19 protein-coding genes are annotated in these 19043 nt (G+C 72.8%); 10 read left to right on the top strand and 9 right to left on the bottom strand.

Annotated elements, in window-relative coordinates:
- Window positions 1–261: 261 nt before the first annotated feature.
- From RBH18_RS28980 to RBH18_RS28955, 6 genes are all read left to right on the top strand, one after another.
- Window positions 262–939 (top strand): sigma-70 family RNA polymerase sigma factor, encoded by a 678-nt coding sequence (locus RBH18_RS28980; RefSeq protein WP_306213541.1) that lies wholly within the window; start codon window positions 262–264, stop codon window positions 937–939.
- Window positions 939–1721, top strand: a complete 783-nt coding sequence (locus RBH18_RS28975; RefSeq protein WP_305782642.1) for an anti-sigma factor family protein — start codon at window positions 939–941, stop codon at window positions 1719–1721. Before RBH18_RS28980 ends, RBH18_RS28975 begins: the two co-directional genes overlap by 1 nt.
- A gap of 255 nt (window positions 1722–1976) precedes the next feature.
- On the top strand, window positions 1977–2696 hold the full coding sequence (locus tag RBH18_RS28970; protein WP_306213538.1) for a COG4315 family predicted lipoprotein: 720 nt from the start codon (window positions 1977–1979) through the stop codon (window positions 2694–2696).
- A gap of 136 nt (window positions 2697–2832) precedes the next feature.
- Complete coding sequence (locus tag RBH18_RS28965; RefSeq protein ID WP_306213536.1) at window positions 2833–3615, top strand: DUF4142 domain-containing protein; 783 nt, start codon at window positions 2833–2835, stop codon at window positions 3613–3615.
- Between the two features lie 83 nt (window positions 3616–3698).
- Window positions 3699–4841, top strand: coding sequence for a Pecanex-like protein 1 (locus tag RBH18_RS28960; protein WP_306213534.1), 1143 nt, complete (start codon window positions 3699–3701; stop codon window positions 4839–4841).
- Between the two features lie 351 nt (window positions 4842–5192).
- Window positions 5193–6110 carry a DNA-3-methyladenine glycosylase family protein gene (locus tag RBH18_RS28955; RefSeq protein WP_372339002.1) on the top strand — a complete coding sequence of 306 codons (918 nt, stop codon included), beginning with the start codon at window positions 5193–5195 and terminating at the stop codon, window positions 6108–6110.
- Here RBH18_RS28955 and RBH18_RS28950 read toward each other — a convergent pair.
- A complete protein-coding gene (locus RBH18_RS28950; RefSeq protein ID WP_306213532.1) occupies window positions 6055–7002 on the bottom strand; it encodes an AraC family transcriptional regulator in 948 nt (315 codons plus the stop codon). The two genes, RBH18_RS28955 and RBH18_RS28950, sit on opposite strands and share 56 nt — an antisense overlap.
- Before the next feature lie 83 nt (window positions 7003–7085).
- Between RBH18_RS28950 and RBH18_RS28945 the strand changes: the two genes are divergently transcribed.
- The 3 genes from RBH18_RS28945 to RBH18_RS28935 are packed head-to-tail and all read left to right on the top strand — an operon-like array spanning window position 7086 to window position 9462.
- Entirely contained in the window at window positions 7086–7952 is an 867-nt protein-coding gene (locus RBH18_RS28945) for an SDR family NAD(P)-dependent oxidoreductase (protein WP_306213530.1), read from the top strand.
- Window positions 7953–7975: 23 nt separating this feature from the next.
- A complete protein-coding gene (locus RBH18_RS28940) occupies window positions 7976–8728 on the top strand; it encodes an ROK family protein (RefSeq protein ID WP_306213528.1) in 753 nt (250 codons plus the stop codon).
- Window positions 8728–9462 (top strand): HAD family hydrolase, encoded by a 735-nt coding sequence (locus tag RBH18_RS28935; RefSeq protein WP_306213525.1) that lies wholly within the window; start codon window positions 8728–8730, stop codon window positions 9460–9462. The genes RBH18_RS28940 and RBH18_RS28935 overlap by 1 nt, the downstream gene beginning before the upstream one ends.
- A gap of 64 nt (window positions 9463–9526) precedes the next feature.
- Here the strand turns inward: RBH18_RS28935 and RBH18_RS28930 are convergent, their stop codons facing one another.
- The 7 genes from RBH18_RS28930 to RBH18_RS28900 all read right to left on the bottom strand — a co-directional run bounded on the left by RBH18_RS28930 (window position 9527) and on the right by RBH18_RS28900 (window position 15103).
- Window positions 9527–10171, bottom strand: coding sequence for a GntR family transcriptional regulator (locus tag RBH18_RS28930; protein WP_306213523.1), 645 nt, complete (start codon window positions 10169–10171; stop codon window positions 9527–9529).
- A 4-nt stretch (window positions 10172–10175) separates the two neighbouring features.
- A complete protein-coding gene (locus RBH18_RS28925; protein WP_306213561.1) occupies window positions 10176–11018 on the bottom strand; it encodes a 5-oxoprolinase subunit C family protein in 843 nt (280 codons plus the stop codon).
- Window positions 11019–11023: 5 nt separating this feature from the next.
- On the bottom strand, window positions 11024–11635 hold the full coding sequence (locus RBH18_RS28920; protein ID WP_306213521.1) for a 5-oxoprolinase subunit B family protein: 612 nt from the start codon (window positions 11633–11635) through the stop codon (window positions 11024–11026).
- The gene (locus RBH18_RS28915; RefSeq protein WP_306213520.1) at window positions 11632–12375 is read right to left on the bottom strand and encodes a putative hydro-lyase; all 744 of its coding nucleotides are present in this window, start codon (window positions 12373–12375) and stop codon (window positions 11632–11634) included. Before RBH18_RS28915 ends, RBH18_RS28920 begins: the two co-directional genes overlap by 4 nt.
- Entirely contained in the window at window positions 12372–13133 is a 762-nt protein-coding gene (locus RBH18_RS28910) for a LamB/YcsF family protein (protein WP_306213518.1), read from the bottom strand. The genes RBH18_RS28915 and RBH18_RS28910 overlap by 4 nt, the downstream gene beginning before the upstream one ends.
- A 4-nt stretch (window positions 13134–13137) precedes the next feature.
- Window positions 13138–14370 (bottom strand): NRAMP family divalent metal transporter, encoded by a 1233-nt coding sequence (locus tag RBH18_RS28905; protein WP_306213516.1) that lies wholly within the window; start codon window positions 14368–14370, stop codon window positions 13138–13140.
- An 88-nt stretch (window positions 14371–14458) separates the two neighbouring features.
- The gene (locus RBH18_RS28900) at window positions 14459–15103 is read right to left on the bottom strand and encodes a class I SAM-dependent methyltransferase (RefSeq protein WP_306213514.1); all 645 of its coding nucleotides are present in this window, start codon (window positions 15101–15103) and stop codon (window positions 14459–14461) included.
- Window positions 15104–15183: 80 nt separating this feature from the next.
- Here RBH18_RS28900 and RBH18_RS28895 point away from each other — a divergent pair, with 80 nt between their 5' ends.
- The gene (locus RBH18_RS28895; protein WP_306213512.1) at window positions 15184–18255 is read left to right on the top strand and encodes a putative bifunctional diguanylate cyclase/phosphodiesterase; all 3072 of its coding nucleotides are present in this window, start codon (window positions 15184–15186) and stop codon (window positions 18253–18255) included.
- 69 nt (window positions 18256–18324) lie between these two features.
- On the opposite strand, the gene RBH18_RS28890 is transcribed toward RBH18_RS28895, so the two are convergent.
- Window positions 18325–19043, bottom strand: a 719-nt coding sequence (locus RBH18_RS28890; protein ID WP_306213510.1) for a Rossmann-fold NAD(P)-binding domain-containing protein, incomplete at its 5' end; no start/stop codon positions are given.

Raw genomic sequence — 19043 nt, 5'->3', positions numbered from 1 at the left:
TGTGGATTCATGGCCCCGTGAATTCTGCCGGGCCCCGGGGTGGAAGCGCCCCTTTGTGCGCGTCCCGTGTGCCGCGAATGCGCGCCCGCGGGGCGTAACCCAACGCGCCTGGAACCGGAGGAACCTCTTGCGACTGCGCGTCGATGCTCCCACGCCCCCCGGACGGTCGATGGCGCCGGAAATTTTCCCGCTCGCTTTGATCCCGGCCGGGCCCGCCGCCCGTACTAGGGGCGACGGGGTAAGCACCGGCAGGAGGAATCGATGCATGCGACAGTCATGGAGCGGCTCACACCAGGGGGGGTGGGCGGCATGACGCCGCAGCGATCCGGAGGCCGGTGGCAGGCTCTCGACGGAGGCCGTAGTGCGGACAATGGTGACGCAGTGATGCCGCGACAGGCCCGCCATGAGGCCGGGTCGTCGACCGCGAGCCACGAGGACACCCTCGTGCGCATGCTCTACGAGGAGCACGCGGGGCCGCTGCTGATGTTCGTCCTCCGCCTGACCGGTGGTGACCGGCAGCGCGCCGAGGACATCGTGCAGGAGACCCTGCTGCGGGCGTGGCGCAACGCGCACCGCCTCGGTGCCCAGGGGCAGCAGTCGCTGCGGCCCTGGCTGGTCACCGTGGCGCGGCGCATCGCGATCGACGACCACCGCAGCACGAGCGCCCGCCCCCCGGAGACGTACGACCGGGAGCTGGAGAGCTTCCCCAGCCAGTCGGACGACACCGACCGGGTGCTGCAGATGATGACCGTCACAGACGCTCTCAAGGCGCTGAGCCAGTCGCATCGCGAGATCCTGGTGGAGACTTACTTCCGTGGCCGCACCGTTCCGGAGGCCGCGGAGGTGCTTGGTCTGCCGCTCGGCACGGCCAAGTCGCGTGTGTACTACGCCCTGCGGGCCCTGCGTACGGCCCTGCAGCAGCGGGGGGTGACTGAGTGATGACGCAAGATCAGCATTTCGACGTCGCGTCGTATGCGCTGGGGGTGCTGGACGAGCGTGACGCCGCGCGGTTCGAGGACCATCTGATCGACTGCCCGGCGTGCGCGATCGAGCTGGAGTCGCTGCTGCCGGTGGTCGACATCCTCTCCGAGGTCGACGCCGACGCGCTGGTCGCGACCGAGCAGTCCCGCAAGGACGGGGTCGTGCTCAAGCAGATGATCGGCGAGGTGCGCCAGGAGCGGCGCCGGGCCAACAGCCGGCGGCTCTACTCCCTGGCCGCCGCGGTGGTCGTCTTCGCGATGCTCTCGATCGGCGCGCTCTTCGCCGGGGCCAACTGGCTCGCGCCGACGAAGACCGTCCCGGAGGCCGCCGCCAGCACCGCGCCGGTGGACGCGGGCAGCAAGGAGCTCGACCCGCTGCCCAACCCGGACGTCGGCCTCGGCGGCCTGGACCTCGGCGGCGACGTGCACGACGCCACCGACTCCCGCACCGGTGTCGCCGCGCTGGTCGGCTTCGAGGAGAAGGACTGGGGCACCCAGATCTCCTTCGCCGTCTCCAACATCAAGGGCCCGAAGGTCTGCAAGCTGGTCGCCACGCGGACCAACGGCGAGACCGAGACCCTGTCCACCTGGAAGGTGGGGGAGAAGGGCTGGGGCACCGCCGAGCAGGAGCAGCCGCTGCTGCTGCAGGCCGCCACGTCGCTGCGCCGCGACGAGATCGCCCTGGTCTCGGTCCAGGAGGTCACCGACAAGGGCACGGAGACCCTCGTCAAGGTGTCCTGACCGGGCGCCGCCCGCACGTCGAGAAAGCCCGGCTCCGGCCGGGCTTTTTTCGTGTGCACAATTGGCAGTCGTGCCGTCACTCGCCGCCACGGAAAGGGGCGCGGGGCCCCTTCTTTACGGACGGCGGCGCCCCAGGGTTCAAAGAAAAAACTGGGAAATTGATCGGGCTGTTTTTCAACCTCCACGGCACCGGTCTGCGTACTACAGCGCGGACACGGATGTGACTGATCAAGGTGGAGGGCTCTCGTGGTACCGGTGAAGCGAAAGGTGATCGTCGTCAGCGCCGCGATCGCGGCGGCGTTCGCGCTGCCCGGTTGCGCTCCTTCGGGATACAGCGGCGACAGTGGTGGCGGCAGTGACGCCGCCGATTACGGTGCACAGCCGGCGGCCAACGCGGTCGACGCCACCCCGGGCGCCACCCCCGGCGCCACTCCGGGTGCGACGCCGGGTGCCGAGACCGACGAGGGCGCCGCGGAGGACAGCGACGCGCCGGTCCTCAGCGACGACGAGGTGACCACCGAGCTGACGGCCAAGAAGGTCGCGCGGATGGGCGAGACCGTCCAGAACCAGGACGGCTTCGTCCTGTACCGCTTCGACAAGGACAAGGCCAAGCCGGAGGCCGTCTCCAACTGCTACGACGACTGCGAGAAGGTCTGGCCGCCGGCCGTCATCAACAAGGGCGAGACCCCCAAGCTGGAGGGCGTCGACGCGGACGCGCTCGGGACCGTCGAGCGCAAGGACGGCACGCTGCAGCTGACGCTGGACAACTGGCCGCTCTACACCTACATCGGGGACAAGAAGCCCGGCCAGTGGAAGGGCCAGAACGTGGCCTCGACGTGGTTCGTGATCACCCCGGAAGGCAAGAAGAACCTCACCTGCCTGCCCGCCCCGTCGAAGGCCGTCGCGCCGCCCGCCGACGACGCTGAGGACGACGCCGCCGGCGCCGCGGACTCCGGTTCTGACTACAGCTACTGAGCCATAAGTTCGCCTTAATTCGATTTCCCCGCGGCCCTTTTCCATTGCGGCGCCGCAGCACTGCTCCTAGCGTTTCCGGCGTCCGAGGCAAGGCTCGCCGGAATCGTTTCCCCCATCGTTGTCGGAGGTGTGAAAGATGACTCCCGTCCGCTCGTCCCGCCGGTCCCAGCGCTGGCTCGTGGGCGTCCTGGCGACGACCCTGGCCTTCCTGCTGGCCCCGGCCGGCACCGCCAAGGCCGCGGACGGGGTGCCGGTGCCGCCGACCACCGGCCTCACCAGCGACGGCAAGGGCACGGTGTCGGCCGCCGACCGGGACTTCATCATCAAGGTCCGGCTCGCCGGCCTGTGGGAGGTCCCGGCGGGCAACATGACGCAGGAGAAGTCGGAGGATCCCACCGTCCGGAAGGTCGGTAAGGAGATCGCCCGCCAGCACGTCATCCTCGACAAGCTGGACGTCGCGGTGGCCAAGCAGCTCGGTGTGCAGCTGCCCAACCTCCCGAACACCGACCAGCAGGGCTGGCTGGACGAGATGGCGGCGGCGAAGACCAGCCAGCAGTTCGACCAGATCTTCATCGACCGGCTCCGGGCGGCGCACGGCAAGATCTTCCCGGCCATCGCGACGATCCGGGCCAGCACCCGCAACGACTCGGTGCGCAAGCTGGCCCAGCAGACGAACCAGTTCGTCGCGACCCACATGACGCTCCTGGAGAGCAGCGGCATCGTCGACTTCGGCGCCCTGCCCACCGCTCCCGCCCCCGCGGCGAACTCCGGCCCCGTGCCGGTCGACAGCGCGATGCTCGCCTCGGCCGCCAGCTCCGGCGGCGTACCGGGCGTGAGCACCTCAGTCATCCTGCTCGTTCTCGCCGGAGCCCTCGTGGCCGGCGTGATCACCACCATGCGCATCTTCCGAGCGCGCTAGCCCGCTCGGTCCTGCCAGATCCAGGCATCACCCCCGGCGGTCGGGAACGGCCCGCCATGTGTGGACACAGAAAGGTGTCAGCAATGCGAAGGTCGCAGTACCGGAGAGAATCCAAGTATTCCAAGTGGTTCACCGGTCGGCGCCGGATCATCGCCGCGGCGGCCACCCTGGTCGCTTTCGGTGGCATCGTCACCGTCACGCAGGTGTCGGATGCGAGCACGAAGCGGAACAACATCAAGCGAGCTTCCGCGGTGTGCGACAACATCCAGGCGCCCAAGCGCAGCAAGCTGTCGACGGAGACGAAGACGGGCACCTACACCACCAACAAGGGGCGGGTCACCCAGCACGCCGACGACGGTGCCGGTGACGTTCCGACCACCGAGCAGCTGCGGACGCGGTGCCGTCAGTGGATGAACAACAACGGCGGCGGCGGCAACAACAACGGCGGTAACAACGGCGGCGCCAGCCCGGCTCCCTCCAACAGCACCGCGGCCGGCGAGACCGGCGGCAACAACGGTGGCAACAACGGGGGGAACAACGGCGGCAACAACGGTGGGAACACCGGCAACAACGGCGGCAACAACGGCGGCAACAACGGTGGCGGCGCCACGACCCCGCCCCCCGGCGCCGGCCTGGGCATCCTGACCAACACCTGTGAGACCAGCCAGCTCGACCCGCACGACGGCTTCCAGATCGGCAACCGCTGCGTCTCCACCGAGTTCGGTGAGGTCGGCGTCGCGGCGACCAACCCGTCGCTGCTGATCACCGAGGCCCCGACCAACGTCGGCGTCAACGAGCCGTTCACGCTGCGGGTCAGCACCCGCAACCTGATCCGTGACCGCTTCCTCGCGGCCGGCCAGGGTGGTTACTACGTCGAGTCGGCGGTCCTGCAGGACGGCCTCACCCGCGGTCATTTCCATACCGCCTGCCGCATCCTGCCGAACACCAACGAGGCCCCCGACCCGTCGCCGGTCCCCGCGTTCTTCGTGGCGACCGAGGACAGCCAGGGTGGCGCCGCGCCCGACACCGTGAGCATCCAGGTCCCGGGCCTGCCGCAGGAGGGCCTCTTCCAGTGCGCCTCCTGGGCCGGTGACGGCTCGCACCGCATCCCGATGGCCGAGCGCGCCAACGAGACGCCCGCCTTCGACGCGGTCCGCATCGAGGTCGGCGGCGGTGGCGGCGACAACAACGGTGGCGACGACAACAACGGGGGCAACAACAACTGACCCGGAGCCCTGTCGCACCCGGCCAGCCGAACCCGCGGGGGCCGCGCCTCACCCGGCGCGCCCCGCAGGGACCCCCCATCGGCGACCCGGACGCCGTCCATCCCCCTGAGGACGGCACCCGCGACAGGCGGGACGAGCGCGGAAACGGCTGACGAAAGGAGGCGCGGGACCGGCTCGGCCCGAGGCACCAGCTCCGCCACCGGGTGACGCGGACCGACTCGGGTGTCCGCCCACCCTCCCCGATGGCCCTGACCGGGAGCGCGGTCAGGGCCATCGGCATGCCCGCGGCAACCAGCCACCAGGGCGACCCCGGCAAACACCAGACCATGAGGTACGGGGGAGCGTCGTATAGTGGCGGCCGTGACGAGGACGGTGACCCGGCGGCTGACCGCGCCGGAGGGCTACCAGTTCACGCGCACATTGCGAGCGCTTCTGGTGGTGCGCTACGACCCCTGTGGCACGCTCGCCGACGGGGATTTCCGGCTTGCCGTCCGTACGCCGGACGGGCCTGGGTCGTTGCGGTTGCAGCGCGAGGGCGCCGCGCTCACGGCGACCAGCTACGGGCCGGGCGCCGACTGGCTGGCCGAGCGGGCCGACGCCGTGGCGGGGCTGCGGGACGACCTCGGCGACTTCCCGGCGCTGGCCGGGGGGCATCCGTTGATCGGGCGGCTGGCCAGGACGTTCGCCGGGGTGCGGTTCGCGGCGACCGGGCAGATCTTCCCGCGGTTGATCCGGGCGGTGCTCGAGCAGAAGGTGACCGGCATCGAGGCGCACCGGGCCTATCGGGCGCTGGTGAAGCACTTCGGGGAGCCGGCGCCGGGGCCGGGCGACCTGCTGCTGCCGCCGGATCCGGAGGCGGTGGCGGCGACGCCGTACTGGGTGTTCCATCCGTTCGGGGTCGAGCAGCGCCGCACCCAGGCGTTGCTGCGCGGCGCGGCGGAGGCGGCCCGGCTGGAGAAGTGCGCGGACAGCGCCGAGGCGACCCGCCGGCTCGTCGCGATCCCCGGCATCGGGCCGTGGACGGCGGCGGAGGTGGTGCGCACCGCCTACGGGGACGCGGACGCCGTCAGCGTCGGCGACTTCCACATCCCGAACACGGTCGCGTGGGCGCTGGCGGGCGAGGCCCGCGGCACGGATGCGCGGATGCTGGAGCTGCTGGAGCCGTTCGCGGGGCATCGCGGGCGGGTGTGCGAGCTGCTGGCCCTCGGCGGCATCACGGCACCGAAGTTCGGGCCGCGGATGCCGATCCGGTCCTTCGCGCGGTTCTGAGGTAGGCGCCCGGAGGGGTGCCCGTCTCGCGCTTGAAGGCGGCCGCGAAGGCCACCTCGGAACGGTAGCCGACCTGCCCGGCCACCGAAGCGACCGTGGCGCGCTCGTCGCGGAGCAGGGTCCGGGCGCGCTGCATCCGGAGCGTGAGCAGGTAGCGCATGGCGGGCTCGCCGACCCGGCCGGCGAAGCGCGCGGCGAACGCGGCCCGGGACAGGCCGGCGGTGCGGGCCAGGCTCGCCACGGTCCAGCCCGCGGCCGGGTCGGTGTGGAGGGCTTCGAGCGCCTTGGCGACGTACGGGTCGCCGAGGCCGGCCAGCCAGCCCGGCCGGTCGACCGTACGGCTGTGGTGGCGGAACGCGCGCACGAGCAGCGCGTCGGACAGCCGGGCCATGACCAGGTCGCTGCCGGGGCCGCCGTCGAACGCCTCGGTGGCGAGCGCTCGCACGAGGGCCGCGAGCCACGCCGGGGGCTGTCCGGCCTCGCCGGGCAGGTGCAGGACGCGGGGCAGGCCCCGGAGGGCGGGGTGGTCCGGCTCACCCACCAGGAAGGCGCCGCACACCACGACGGCGTCGGTACGGGGGCTGCCGGCCCGCAGGCGGGTGCCGGGCGTACGCATGGCGAGCTCGAACCCCGACACCACCGGCCCGCTCCGCACGCCGGGCGACCGCAGCTCGTGGGCGTCGCCCCGCGGGAAGACGACCAGGTCGCCGGGGCCGAGCCGCGAGCCCGTGCCGTCGGGCAGGACGAGCTCGCACTCGCCCCTCGCCACGTGGTGCACGCCGCGCAGCCCCGGCCGGTCGAAGCTGATCCGGACGGGCGAGCCCAGCTCGAGCCACCGGTAGCCGGCGCTCTCCAGGCGCAGCTCCCGCAGCACGGCGCTGAGCAGATCCATGGCACCGCCCCTCAAGACGACCGGTGTGGTTCGCGAGACGCGCTCTCATGGATTGTCATCGACCCGGTTCCTAGCGTCGAGGCATGGAGGAGACGACACGTCAAGGCGCGGAGGAGACGACGCGTCAAGGCATGGACGAGACGACACGTCGAGGCATGCGGCGGACAACTGTGGTGACGGGAGACAGCGGCGGCATCGGGCAGGCGGTCGCCGCCGAGCTGACCCGGCGCGGGCACCGGGTGATCGGCGTCGCTCGCACCGGCGACGTACGAGCGGATCTCGCGCTGATGCGGGAGACGGCCCGGGCGGCGGACGAGATCCTCGCCCGCACCGACCGGGTGGACGGGGTGGTGCTGTGCGCGGGCGTGCTGTCCACGGTCGCGGAATGGACGGACGAGGGGTTCGAGCGGACCCTCGCCCTCAACTATCTGTCCCGGTTCCTGCTGGTGCAGCGGCTGTTGCCGGCGCTGAGCGAGGCGCCGGCGGGGCGGGTCGTGCTGGTGGCGAACGCCGGGAAGTACCGGGACAGCCTCGACCTGGGTGACCTGATGCTGCGCCGGGGCGGCGGGCGGGGGCTGAAGGTGTCCGGGCGTACGCAGTTCGCCAACGACCTGTTCGCCGTCGAGCTCGCCGAGCGGGTGCGCGGCAGCCGGATCGCGGTCAGCTGTGTCTACCCGGGTCCGGTGGCGACCGGGGTGTTCCGCAACGCCCGTGGCGTGTCCGGTCCGCTGCGCACGGCTGCGGTCGCGGTGCAGCGGCTCGGCGCCGCCGCACCGGCCGAGGGGGCGCGGACACCGGTGCACCTGGCCGACGATCCGGGCGCCACAGGCGGCTTCTACGGACCCCGGCTGCGACGGCGGACGATCCCCGGCCGGGTGCTTCGCCGGGATCGGCGCGCCGGGCTGTGGGCGGCGAGCGAGGGGCTGATCCAGTCCTTCGCGCGGCGCTGAGGCTGCCTGGCACACTGATGCTTGTGGCATTCACATTGACGATCGATTGCGGTGGCGGCGGGATCAAGGGGTCCGTGCTGGACGAGGCGGGGACCATGCGGGCGCAGCCCATCCGGGTGCCGACCCCGTACCCGCTGCCGCCCGACCTGTTCGTGAAGACGCTGGTGGAGCTCGGGGAGCGGCTGCCGCACGCGGACCGGGTCACCGTCGGGATGCCCGGCATGCTGCGGCACGGCGTCGTCGTGAAGACCCCGCACTACGTGACCCGGCTCGGCCCCCGCACGAAGATCGATCCGGAGCTGGTCGAGGCCTGGGGCGGCTACGACGCCCGGACCGCGCTGGCCGAGGCCTTCGGGCTGCCGACGCTGGTGCTCAACGACGCCGAGGTGCACGGCGCCGGGGTCGTCGCGGGCACCGGCTGCGAGCTGGTGCTGACGCTGGGGACCGGCCTCGGGTGCGCGCTGTTCGACGGCGGCGCGCTGGCCCCGCACCTGGAGATGTCGCAGGCGCCGGTGCGGTGGGGCATGAGCTACGACACGTACATCGGGGAGCACGAGCGGCGCCGCCTCGGTGACGCCCTCTGGTCCCGGCGGGTCCGCAACGTCGTCGAGGGGCTGCGGCCGGTGTTCCTGTGGGACCGGCTCTATCTGGGTGGCGGCAACTCGCGGCTCATCACGGCGGCGCAGCTGGCCCGGATGGGCGACGAAGTCGTCGTGGTGCCCAACACCGCCGGTATCGTGGGCGGCGTGCGAGCCTGGACCCTGAACGCGCGCTGATGCCGCCCGCCCCGGCCGCGCTGCTCCTCGACTTCGGCGGCGTCCTCGCGGAGGGCGCCGGCCCGTTCGACCCCGCGCCACCCGAGCTGGTCCTGCGCCTCTACAACCTCACCGGCGGGGTGCTGACCCCCGGGGAGATCAGCCGGGCGCTGGCCGAGGGGGAGGCGGGCTACCGGGCGTGGCGCGACGAGGACCAGCCGTTCGAGCTGGGGCACGAGGAGATCTGGGGGCGCTTCGTCACGGCCGGGTGGCCCGGTCCGGCCCGCGAGGCCGTGCGCGCGCAGGCCGCCCGGCTCAGCCACGACTGGGCGTACAGGCCGTCGTGGGCCCTGCGTCCCGGTATCCCGGAGGCGTTGCGCGCGGCGCGGGCGGCCGGCCTGCCGATGGCCGTGGTGAGCAACACGCTCAGCGGCTCCGCGCACCGCGCGTTCCTCGCCAAGGCGGGGGTGGGCGCGCTGTTCGCGGCGCAGATCTACAGCGACGAGGCCGGCGTCCGCAAGCCGAACCCGGAGATGATCTGGCGGGCGACCCGCGAGCTGGGCGTGCCGACCGAGCAGTGCTGGCACGTCGGCGACAGCTACCAGCGCGACGTCGTCTGCGCCCGCCGCGCCGACACCGCCGCCGTGATCCTGATGCGCTCGAGCCGCACGGCCCGCGAGGACCCGGACGCCTGGCCGCAGCCCGACGCCGTGGTCGACGACGGCTTCGGCCTGCGCGACCTGCTGCCCATCTGACGAAGCCGGCGCGACCTGCTGCCCATCTGACGAATCCGACGAAGCCCGCGCGACCTGCTGGCCTCTACGGCAGATTCCCCAGCACCACGCGCTCCGAGGTCAGCAGATAGTCGCGCAGCTCGTCGGCCGCGCGCTGCGCCTCGCCGGCCTCGTAGCTCGCGGTGATCGCGGCGTTCATCGCCACGAACGGCCGGTGCAGCGCCGACGGGTCCGGCGCCGAGGCGAAGGCCAGCCGCAGCTCGGCGGTCAGCTGCCGCATCCACGCGTCCAGCCGCGGGCTGCCGGCCAGGGCGACGATCTGCTCGTGGAAGTGCATGTTCGCGGTGCCGACCCCGCGCCAGTCGCCGGCCGCCGCGGCCCGCTCGGCCTCCGTGACGGCGGCTCGCAGGCCCTCCGCGCGCGGCGGATCGGTGGGGGCCTGGGCGAGCGCGGAGCATTCGAGCAGCGCCCGTACGCGATAGATGTCCGCGATCTGCGCCGGGCTGAGCGTGGCCACGAACACCCCCCGGTGTGGCTGCCGCACGAGCAGCCCCTCCTCGATCAGCGTGGAGAACGCCTCGCGCAGCGTGTTGCGGGACACCTCGAGCGGCCCGGTCAGGGCGGTCTCCGAGAGCCGGGTGCCCGGCGCCAGCTCGCCGTTGATCATCTGGGTGCGCAGCCTCGCCACGGCGCGCGCGGCCGACCCGGGTTCGTGCTCCACGCTCGTCACGGGCTCAGTCAACCAGCCGGGCCCTCCGGAACCGGACGCGGGCTCCGGGCCGGACCTGCGCCGCCAGGTCCGCGGCGGCGGGGGTGAGCACGGCGACGACCGGATAGCCGCCGGTCACCGGATGGTCGGCCTGGAAGACGATCGGCTGGCCGCTCGGCGGGATCTGCACCGCGCCGCGGACCACGCCCTCGCTCGGCAGCTCGTCGGTGCGCGCGCGTTCCAGGGCCGGCCCCTCCAGGCGCAGCCCGACCGAGTCGCTGGCCGGGGAGGCGACATAAGCGGCGCTGAACAGGGTCTGCACGGCGGCGGCGGTGAACCAGTCGTCGCGCGGGCCGAGATCGACTTCCAGCGTGACATCGCCCGGCAGGCCGGCGTGGACAGAGAGCGGCAAATCCGATTGGTCCGGCGGTAGCAGCCGCACGGAAGAGCCCAGAGCCGGTCCGATCCCCGCCAGCCGATCCTTCGACCGCGAGCCGAGCACGAGGGGCACGTCGAAGCCGCCCCGCACGGCGAAATAGCTGCGCAACCCCTGCCGCGGCTGGGAGACGGCCACGACCGCCCCGGCCGGCACAAGGACGACCTGCTCCACATCGCCAGGGCGACCGTCGACGGTCAGGACAGCGTCGGTGCCGGTCAGCACGGCGAGCACCGGCCCGTCGAAGGTGACGCGCAACCCACCGAGCGTGCACTCCAGGATGGCGGCCCCCGGCGGGTTCCCGACCAGGGCGTTGGCTCGCCGGTACGCCCCCCGGTCCACCGCTCCGGACGGCGGCACGCCCTGATGCGCGTGCCCCGGCCGCCCCGCGTCCTTGAACACGGTCAGCGGCCCGGGCCGCAGCACCGTCATGACCGTCACGCGGGCACCGCCTTGAAGATCACCCGGGCGCCGGGCACGAGCAGCGCCGGCTCGGCCCGGTCCAGGTCCCACATCGTCGCCGAGGTGCTGCCGATGAGCTGCCACCCGCCCGGGCTGTCGTGCGGGTAGACCCCGGAGAACCGCCCGGCCAGCCCGACCGAGCCGGCGGGGATGCGGGTGCGGGGGGACGTACGCCGGGGCACGTCGAAGTCCCCTCCCGTCAGATAGCCGAAGCCCGGGGCGAAACCGCCGAACGCCACGGTCCACGCGGCGCCGGTGTGCCGGGCGATGACGTCCGCCGGCGAGATCCCGAGGTGGCCGGCCACATCGGCGAGGTCCGGCCCGTCGTACACCACCGGGATCTCGACCACGGCGCCCTGCCGAGGGTCCGCGCTTCCCACGGAGAGGGCCGAGACCGCGACCCGGATCTCCCGCGGGCTGGTGACCGACGGGTCGAGCCGGATCAGCACGGTCCGCGCGGCCGGCACCAGATCGACGACCCCCGGCAGCGAAGCCTCCCGCAGCGCGGCGTAGAGGGCGAGGGCCGCGTCGAGATCGTCGACCTCGGCGAGCACGGCCTCCCGCCCGCACCTCAGGAAACGCGTCATGGCACGTCGGTCACGAACATGTGCCCCGGCGCGTGCGTGATCGCGAAGGGCACGCCGGACGCCATGACGGCCGCCTGGGGCGTCACCCCGCACGCCCAGAAGACGGGCACCTCGCCCGGCCGGATCTCCACCGGGTCCCCGAAGTCGGGCCGGTCCAGGTCCGCGACGCCCAGCCCGGCCGGATCGCCGACGTGCACCGGGGCGCCGTGGACCTCGGGGAACCGGCCGCTGATCGTGACGGCGTCCGCCACCCGGTCCGCCGGGATCGGCCGCATCGACACGACCAGCTCGCCGTGCAGGCGCCCGGCGGGCCGGCACTGCCGCGCGGTCCGGTACATCGGGACGTTGCTGCCCGCCGTGATGTGCCGCACGTCGATGCCGGCCTCGACCAGCGCCGCCTCGAAGCTGAAGCTGCACCCGATCAGGAACGCCACCATGTCGTCCCGCCACGCCGCGGTGGCGTCGGGCACCTCCTCGACCAGCTCGCCGTCCCGCCACACCCGGTAGAGCGGCAGGTCGGTGCGCAGATCCGCCCCCGCGGCGAGGACGGTCGTCACCGAGCCCGCGTCGGAGACGTCGAGCACCGGGCACGGCTTGGGGTTGCGCTGGGCGTAGAGCAGCATGTCCCAGGCCCAGTCGCGCGGCACGGCGATGAGGTTGGCCTGCGCGAATCCCGGCGCCAGCCCGGCCGTCGGCCGGACCAGCCCGGCGCGGAACTGCTTGCGTAGTGCCTCGTTCACGGCGTCACCCCCGCAAAGGCATTCACCTGTACGCCCGCGGCCGCGAGCGCTTCGGACACGGCTCGAGCCATCTCCACCGCTCCGGGCGAGTCCCCGTGCACGCAGATCGAGTCGGCCTCGACCTTGACGACCGTGCCGTCCACGGCGACGAGCGTGCGCTCGGTCGCCAGTCGCACCATCCGCTCGGCCACCTCGGCCGGGTCGTGCAACAGAGCACCGGCCTCCCGCCGGGACACCAGTGTGCCGTCGGCGTGGTAGCCGCGGTCGGCGAAGGCCTCGCGTACCGTCCGCAGCCCCGCCTCCTCGGCCAGGTGCAGGAACGCCGAGCCGGGCAGCCCGAGCACCGGCAGGTCCGGGTCGTAGCGCCGGACCGCGTCGACCACGGCGGCGGCCTGCTGCTCGTGGTGGACGATCGTGTTGTAGAGCGCGCCGTGCGGCTTCACGTAGAGCACCCGGTCGCCGGCCGCGCGCGCCAGCCCGTCCAGCGCGCCGATCTGGTAGATGATCTCGGCGACCAGGTCGGGCGTCTCGTAGTCGATGAACCGGCGGCCGAAGCCGGGCAGGTCGCGATAGCCCACCTGGGCGCCGATGACGACGCCTCGCTCGATCGCGCGTTCGCAGGTGGCCAGCAGCGTGCGCGGGTCGCCGGCGTGGAAGCCGCAGGCCACGTTGGCGCTGCTGACGATGTCGAGCATCGCGGCGTCGTCGCCGAGGCGCCAGGTGCCGAAGCCCTCGCCGAGGTCGCTGTTGAGGTCCATGGGGTCACCCCGCCAGGTAGTCGAAGATCGTGCGGGCGGAGACGACCCCCATGTACCAGGTCAGGGCCGCCACCACGGCGCCCAGCACCAGCAGCCACACGGGATAACGGTAACCGCGCAGGAGCTCGCGCCGGCGCCACGCCGCGTACAGGAGGATGGTGAAGCCGATCGGCAGGATCAGGCCGTTGAAGCCGCCCGCGAAGACCAGCAGCGCCGCCGGCGCGGTGCCGAGCAGCAGGTAGATGACGGTGCTGACCGCGATGAACGCCACCGTGGCCCAGGAGCGCACGCGCGGCTCGGCGAAGCGGGCGGAGAAGGCGTCGAAGAACGACACCGACGTGTACGCCGCCCCGACCACCGACGTGATCGCGGCCGCCCAGAGCACGACGCCGAACGCGCGCTGGCCGAACTCGCCGGCCGCCGACTCGAAGGCCTGCGCGGTGGCGTTGCCCTTCGTGTCGAGCACGACGCCCCCGGCCACCACGCCGAGGATCGCGAGGAAGAGCAGGTAGCGCATGAGTCCCGTGACGGCGATCCCGCTGAGGGCACCCCGGGTGACCTCGCGGACGTGTTCGGGACCGGTGGTGCCCGAGTCGAGCAGCCGGTGCGCGCCGGAGTAGGTGATGTAGCCGCCGACCGTCCCGCCGATGATCGTGGTGATCGCGGCGAAGTCGATGTCCTCCGGCACCACGGTCTGCTTGAGCGCGTCCCCGACCGGCGGGCCGGAGACGATCGCCACGTAAAGCGTCAGGGCGATCATGAGCAGGCCGAGCACGATCAGCAGCCGGTCCATCGCCATCCCGGCGCGCTTGACGGCGAAGATCGCGATGCCGAGCAGGGCACTGATCAGGCCGCCCAGCTTGGGGTCGAGGCCGAGCGCGGCGTTGAGGCCGAGCCCCGACCCGGCCACGTTGCCGATGTTGAAGATCAGGCCGCCCAGGACGACCAGGGCGGCGAGCAGGTGGCCGGCGCCGGGGACGACGGCGTTGGCGATCTCGTGGGCGCGCTTGCCGCTGATCGAGACCACCCGCCAGATGTTCATCTGGACGACGAAGTCGACGAGGATCGACATGAGGATGCCGAACGCGAACGCGGCGCCCAGGCGGGCGGTGAAGGTCGTGGTCTGGGTGATGAAGCCGGGGCCGATGGCGCTGGTGGCCATCAGGAAGATCGCCCCGACGAGGGCGGTGCGGCGGGTCCGGGCGGTGGTCGTGGGGTTCGTGGCTTCCGTCGTCATGAGCCTGTCCTCTGATCGGTGCAGCTCGATGAGGCCTTTCGCCTGACGGTAGGGATTGTTCAACAATCCGGCAAGAGTTGTTCAACAATCAGTATGTTAAAACTTGCCACACGCTCGTCCGCCGCATCGGCACGCTCTCCAGCGCCTCGATCACCGGCACGTCGTAGGCGGCCCGGAACACCAGGCCCTCGGCCGGCAGATAGGCCCGCCCCGGATCGCCGACCAGCACCAGCGCGCCCCGGGAGGCGGCCGCGCGCAGGAAGGGCAGCACGAGCGAGGCCATCTCCCGGCTGTAGAAGACGTCACCCGCGAGGATGACGCCCGCGTCGGCGTACCCCTCGGTCAGCAGGTCTCCCTCGACCAGCGCGACCCGCACGCCGTTGGCCGCGGCGTTGGCCTCCGCCGCGGCGAGCGAGAACGGGTCGATGTCGTTGGCCACCACCGAGCGCGCCCCCGCCCTGGCGGCCGCGACAGCCACCAGGCCCGACCCGGTCGCGAGGTCGAGGACGTCCCGGCCGGCGACCAGGTCGGGCAGGTCCAGCACGTGCCGGGCCAGCGCCTGCCCGCCCGCCCACGCGAACGCCCAGAACGGCGGCGGCTGCTCGGCGCCCCCGGCCTCGGTGCGCTCCCAGAGCTCGATCGGCTCGTCGGCCTGGTGCAGCACCAGCTCGGGCAGGAAGGGGACGGGGGCCAGCCGGGTGTTCTCCCGGACGAAGTCAGCAGTCGTCGACACAGGGTGATTCTGCTCAGCTGCCGAACCGGGCACCCGATCAGGTCTGTGTCACCCGCCCGGCCGATTCGCGAAGGAGCAGCATGCCGACACGGCTCACCGCCGCCGTCTTCGGCGGCTGGATGCTGCTGCTCGGCGCGGTCTTCACCTTCGTGGACGCCGCGCGGGGGCCGGTCCGGCTGCTCGCGGGCGCTTCCACGGTAGCCGTGATTCTGCTCGCTGTCCGGACGTTGAACCCGGAACGCCGGACGCCCTGGAACCTGCTCGCGGCCGCGGCCGGCGTCTCGGCGGTCGGCGCCGTGATGCTCACCGGCGGCGAGGGGCTGCTGCGCACGGCCGGCATCATCTTGCTGCTCGGCGTCTACCCGCTGCTCGCCGCCGTCCTGGTCATGTTCGTCCGCTACCGCACCGGCGGGCGCCCCGACCGTGGCGGCCTGCTCGACGCCCTCACCCTGACCTCCGGCGTGGCGCTGCTGATCTGGGCGTTCGTCCTCGGCCCCCACGTACGCGACCCCGGCCTGCACACCGTCGACCGCGTGCTCGCGGTGCTCTTCCCGATCGGCGACCTGCTGTGCCTTGCCGCGCTCACCCGGCTCCTGCTCGTCACCGGCCGCCGCCTGCCGTCCGCGGCCCTGCTGACCCTGGGCACGCTCGCCCTGCTCGGCACCGACATCGTCACCGCCACCTCGTTCGGCGACCACGCCGCCCTGGTGGCGGCGTTCGGCCGGATCCCCTTCCTCGCCGCCGCCGGCCTCGCGGCACTGCACCCGTCGATGATCGAGCTGACCCGCGGCGGACTCGCGACCAACGGTGACCTGGGCCGCATCCGGCTCGTCCCGCTGGCCCTCGTGTCGCTGATCGCCCCGGTCGTGCTCGTCATGCAGGTGGCCGCCGACGGCACCGTGGCCGACCTGGTGGTCAACGCCGCCCTCAACGTGGCCACGTTCCTGCTCGTGCTGGCCCGGATGGCGGGCGTCATGGCGAGCCACCGGCAGGCCGTCGCCCGCGAGCGGGGACTGCGCGAGGCCGCCGCGGCGCTCGTCTCGGTCGCCGACGCCGACGAGGTCGGTGAGGCGGTGCGCCGGGCGCTGGCCCAGCTGCTGCCCGCGGACACGCCGCACCAGGTCGTGCTCGCGCTGTCGTACGCCGCCCCGGGCGCCTCGGCCGCCCCGGAGACCGCGCACCAGATGGACCTCGACCGGGCGGCCGGGACCGCGGCGCGGCTGGTGTCCGTACGGGAACTGGACTGGGCAGTGGCCACCCGCATGTCGCAGTTCCCCGCGGTGCTGCGCTGCCCGCTCGTGCTCTCCGACCGGCCCGCCGGCGACCCGCTCGTCGGCGTGCTGCACGTCGGCGGCCCGCAGTGGGCACTCGCCGCGCTGCAGAGCGCCGTCGAGGTGCTCGCCACCCAGGTCGCCCTAGCCCTGGAGCGCATCGCGCTGAGCGAGGAGGTCATCCGCCGCAACAGTGAGGCCTACTTCCGCACCCTGGTCCTCAACACGTCCGACGTGATCCTCATCGTCGACGACCACAACCGCATCCGGTACGCGAGCCCCTCCGCCGGCCACGTGCTCGGCGGCGACCCCGTCGGCGTGCTGCTGCCCGAGCTCGTGCACCCCGGCGACCGCCGGCGCCTCGACGAGGTGCTCGGGGCGGTGCGCTCCGGCGACGTGGTGGCCGAGGGAGTGGACTTCCGGGCGGTGGGCCGGCGGCGTACGGAGGTCATGCTCGAACTGCACGGCCGCGACCTGCGCGCCGACCCGACCGTCGCCGGGCTGGTCATCACCCTGCGCGACGTGACCGAGCGCGCCCGCCTCGAGCGCGAGCTCACCCACCAGGCGTTCCACGACTCGCTGACCGGCCTCGCCAACCGCGTCCTCTTCACCGACCGGCTCACCCACGCCCTCGCCCGCGGCGCCCGCGACGGCTCGGTGGTCGGCGTGCTCTTCCTCGACCTCGACGACTTCAAGATCGTCAACGACACCCAGGGCCACGCGGTCGGCGACCTGCTCCTCAAGGCCGTCGCCGCCCGCCTCGCGGGGGCCCTGCGCGCCGACGACACCGCCGCCCGCCTCGGCGGCGACGAGTTCGCCGCCCTGGTCGAGAACGTCCAGGACCCCGGCGCCGTCGAGGAGACCGCCGCCCGCATCCTCGCCGCGCTCGCCGAGCCGATTCCCGTCGAGGGCGGCATGGCGCTCTTCGCCAACGCCAGCATCGGCATCACCACCACCCCCGAGGCCGACACCGCCGACGAGCTCCTGCGCCAGGCCGACCTGGCCCTCTACGTCGCCAAGGGCGCGGGCAAGAACCAGTGGCGCCGCTACCGCGCCGAGCTGCACACCGCCATGGTCGAGCGGCTGGAGCTGCGCTCGGCGCTCGAGCACTCCGTCAACGAGGGCCACTTCATCCTGCAGTACCAGCCCATCGTCAAGCTCAACAACGACGAGGTCGTCGGCTTCGAGGCGCTCGTGCGCTGGGCCCACCCGGTGCGCGGCGTCATCTCGCCCGACCAGTTCATCGAGGTCGCCGAGGAGAGCGGCCTCATCGTGCCGATGGGCCGCTGGGTCCTCGACCAGGCCCTGCACACCGTCGCCCAGTGGTGGCGCATCCTGCCCCGCGTCCGCCGCCCCTACGTGAGCGTCAACGTCTCGGTGCGCCAGTTCCGCCAGCCCGGCTTCGTCGACCAGGTGCGGCAGTCCCTGGAGTACGTCGGCATGCCCCCGCACGCGCTCATGCTGGAGATCACCGAGACCCTCCTCATGGGCGACGACGAACAGATCTGGACCGACCTGGCCCTCCTGCGCGAGCTGGGTGTCCGCATCGCCATCGACGACTTCGGCACGGGCTACAGCTCGCTGGGCTACCTCCGGCAGCGCCCGATCGACGTCCTCAAGATCGACAAGATGTTCATCGACGACATGGTCTCCGACAAGCAGCAGCTCGCCCTGGTCAGCGGCATCGTCTCGCTGGCGCAGTCGCTCGGCCTCACCGTGGTCGCCGAGGGCATCGAGCACGCCCGCCACCGCGGCATCCTGAGCCGCCTGGGCTGCCCGCTGGGCCAGGGCTACTACTACTCCCCGCCGCTGGGCGAGACCGAGGCCCTGTCCTGGCTCCGCAACCCCCGCGTCAGCGGCGAGGACTCCGAGGCCGCCTGAGAGCCGTCGTGGGCACCTCCGCCCGCGTCACTGGATCCAGATGCCCGAGACTGATCGCAAGGCGCCGGGCTAGTACGGATTGCCGCTCCCCGGCAGCCGCCCGCGCAGCACGCCGCCCAGGCGCCCGGGCTTGCCCGGGGCGGCGGACAGCGGCGGGCCGGCCGCGGAGCCGCGCTCGGCCATGCCGCGCACCAGCTCCTTCAGGGCGTGCACCGAGTCCGTCAGCGGCCGCCAGCCCAGCTCCGCCTTGATGCGGTCGCAGGACATCAGCGGCGCCTTGAGGCCGAGCTTGACCCAGCCCACGTCGACCGGTTGCAGCCGGAGCCGCCAGCTGACGTCCGCCGCCGTCTTCAGCAGGACACCGGCCACCGGGACCTCGTGGCCGTGGAAGGCCCGGGCGGCGACCGTCGGGTCGAGGACCGGGCCGGCGGCGACGTTGAAGGCGCCCCGGGCGTCGGAGGCGAGGGCCCGGGCGTACGCGTCGGCGACGTCGTCGGCGTGGACGGCCTGGACGCGGAGGGCCGGGTGGGACGGGATGAGCGGGATGCGGCCGTAGCGCAGCAGGCGGGCGGGCAGCAGCGGCCCAGCGAAGTAGCGGGCGATCTCCGTGCCGGCGTCGTGCTGGAAGATCAGGCCCGGGCGCAGGCGGACGACGCGGAGCGTGGGGTGGTCGGCCTCGACCCGGTCGAGCATGCTCTCGACCAGGGCCTTGTGCCGGCTGTACGAGGATCCGGGCACGCCGGTACGGGGGAACGACTCGGTCACGTAGGCGTGCTTGGGCCCCGGGG

This window comes from Actinoplanes oryzae (assembly GCF_030757795.1).
Taxonomy (GTDB): Bacteria; Actinomycetota; Actinomycetes; order Mycobacteriales; family Micromonosporaceae; genus Actinoplanes.
Note: the sequence above shows the minus strand (reverse complement) of the source record. Positions and strands in the feature narration are given on the sequence as shown.